This is a genomic window from Chitinophaga sp. (genome assembly GCF_036569125.1).
Taxonomy (GTDB): domain Bacteria; phylum Bacteroidota; class Bacteroidia; order Chitinophagales; family Chitinophagaceae; genus Chitinophaga.
Map to the genome: position 1 here is coordinate 1 of NZ_DATCRF010000328.1, position 2,953 is coordinate 2,953.

Here is a 2,953-nt window from a genome sequence, read left to right on the forward strand (position 1 = left end):
CAGGGCACTGTGCTGCTGGATGAGCAGCTGCAGGAGCTGGAACCGCAGTTCTTTGTATTATGCTCCTCACTGAATGCGCTGGTGCCTAAAAAGTACAGCACAGCGTATACAGTAGCCAATGCTTTTGAAGATGCCTATGCGCTATACCGGTCTGCCGCAGGCAGCACTTATTACCGGGCCATTAACTGGCCTGGCTGGGATACCGGGCGCGATGAGCCGGTTATTCAGGAAATGCCTGTACTGGGCCTGCAGCCTATAAAAGTAAAAGAGGGTATAGCTGCATTTTATTACACCCTGCAGCTTAACAGTGCTAACGTAGCAATAGTGCCTTTTGATCCCGGCGCATTTATCAATCCCTACTTCCTTACCGGTAAAGCAACGCAGCCCTTACAGGCCGTACCTGCAAAACCGGATCAGCTAACGCCAACAGAAAGCAAAATGCTGAACATATGGCAGGAGGTATTAAAGTCAGACAGCATCAGCATCACAGACGATTTTTTTGAAGTGGGCGGCCATTCGCTCATTGGCATTCAGATCGTGAACAGGATTGAAAAAGAGCTGGGCGTAACTATTGAGTTTGAGCTGTTCTTCGACTACTATACCGTGAAAGATCTGTCGGCTTATATTGATACGCTGCTGCCGCAGGATGAGCAGCTGCAGGAAGTAGTGTTTGAACAGATCCAGCCCCTGGAAGAGCAGGAGCACTACAACGTTTCTTTTGCACAGAAAAGATTGTGGATCCTGAATTTCCTGGTAGAAGGCAATGTATACAACATTCCCACTACCTATGTGCTGAACGGACATTTGAACATTATTGCGCTGGAAACGGCATTTGATGCGCTGATACGCCGTCATGAAAGCCTGCGTACTGTGCTGCTGACCATAGACGGCACACCCCGGCAAAAAGTGCTGGACCCCGGAGCCTCCGGTTTTCGCATGAAGTTCCTCGACATCAGCCGGGAAGCAAACCGTTATGAGCTGGCCCGCCAGCTGGTGGAAAAAGTGGTGGACACACGATTTGATCTTTTTAAAGGCCCTATCATACTGGCGCAGCTTATAAAGCTGGAAACAAACAAATTTATATTCAGCTTTACGCTGCACCATATTATTTCCGATGGTTGGTCGAGCGAAATAATTATCCGTGAGCTGCTGCATGTTTACAATGCCTGTAATAACGGCCAGCCCGTGATCATGCCGCCGCTGAACATACAGTATAAAGATTATACCGCCTGGCAGCTGCAGCAAACGAAGAAAGAAGTTTTTCAGGAACACCGCCAGTATTGGCTGCAGCAGTTTGCCGGAGAAATACCGGTGCTGAACCTGCCTACAGATAAACCACGGCCCTCTGTGCAAACCTTCCGCGGGGAAACACTGTTCTTTACCATTGACAGCGCCGTTCAGCAGCAGCTTAGAGAATTGGGTAAACAGCAGGATGCCACTACCTTCATGACCCTGTTTGCTGCGCTTAACATCCTGTTATACCGCTACGCTGCACAACAGGAAATAGTAGTAGGCGCTACCGTTACGGAAAGAGGGCATTATGACCTGGAAAACCAGGTAGGCTTTTATGTAAATACGCTGCCGCTCAGAACATCCGTATCACCGGCAGATACTTTTATAAGCCTGCTGGAAAAAGTAAAGAAGGTAGTTGCCAATGCGAATAAGCATAAAGATTTTCCGCTGGACCTGCTGATAGATGAGCTGAACCTGGAACGGGATGCCAGCCGTTCCGCCCTGTTTGATATTATGGCGGTATATCAGCATGTCGGAGGGCAGGGTAATGAGCTTATTATGGAGGGTATTGAAGTAGATGATTACCCATTGGATACAGACATCAGCCGGTTTGACCTCACCTTTGATTTTTATGAATCGGATAACGACATTACTTTAAAGCTGGTATTTAACAGCGCCCTGTATACTGCGCATTTTGCCAATAACATGGGAATACACCTGCAACAGCTGCTGTTGTCATGCCTGCGGGAGCCATTGCAGGTAATAGATGATCTTTCCCTGGCAGACAGCGCTGAGCTGGAAAAACTGCAGGCCGGCGCACGCATGGCCAAACTGGCAATGACAGATCACACCGCAGAAGATACGCTGGTAAGCCGGTGGCAGCAGAGTGCTGCCGCTTTTGGCGAAAGACAGGCATTGTGGTATGAAGGCCGTAGCTGGACCTACCAGCAGCTGCATGCAAAAAGTAACCAGCTGGCAGCGCATTTACGCGAAACCTATAACATTGCTGCAGATGATAAGATCGCCATTCTGCTGGATAAATCGGACCATACGGTGCTGAGTATCCTGGCGGTTTTAAAAGCCGGCGCCGCTTACCTGCCGCTGGATCCTGCGCATCCGGCAGAGCGCCTGCAATACATTCTCCGCGATGCGCTTCCCAAAGTGATCATTACACAATCCGATCACTTAATGAAGCTGGAAGATTATGAGGGCAATGTGTTTGCAGCCGACCTGGAGCTGGATCTGCTGAAAACCGGCACTGAAGATCCTGCAGGCAATATCACGGCAAACGACCTGGCTTGCTGTATCTATACATCCGGCACCACCGGGCAGCCCAAAGGCAGCCTCATAGAACATCATTCACTGGTGAACCTGACCAATGGCCTTGATCATTTATTAGCGTTGAATACTGAGCACCCTTTACGCATGGCCGCTATTGCGCCGGTAGTATTTGATCCCTTTGGAAAACAGGTTTTCCTGGCGTTGTTAAATGGTCATAGCCTGTATATAGTGCCGGATGATGTTAAAAGATCAGGTACCGGTTTATGGGAATATTATCGCCGGCATCAGATAACGCTTACAGATGGTACGCCCTCTTTCTTACAGCTGTTAGTGAGCTGTTTCCCGGGCGGCGATACGCCGGTGCATTATTGGCTGATAGGCGGGGAAGTGCTGCCGCAGCCGCTAGCCTTATCCCTGTTTGAATTATACGGTCCGGAAC

At 49.4% G+C, this 2,953-nt stretch carries 1 protein-coding gene; it reads left to right on the forward strand.

The window, feature by feature from the left end:
* On the forward strand, positions 1-2,953 hold a 2,953-nt coding region (locus VIM87_RS12175), incomplete at both ends, for a condensation domain-containing protein (RefSeq protein WP_331997256.1).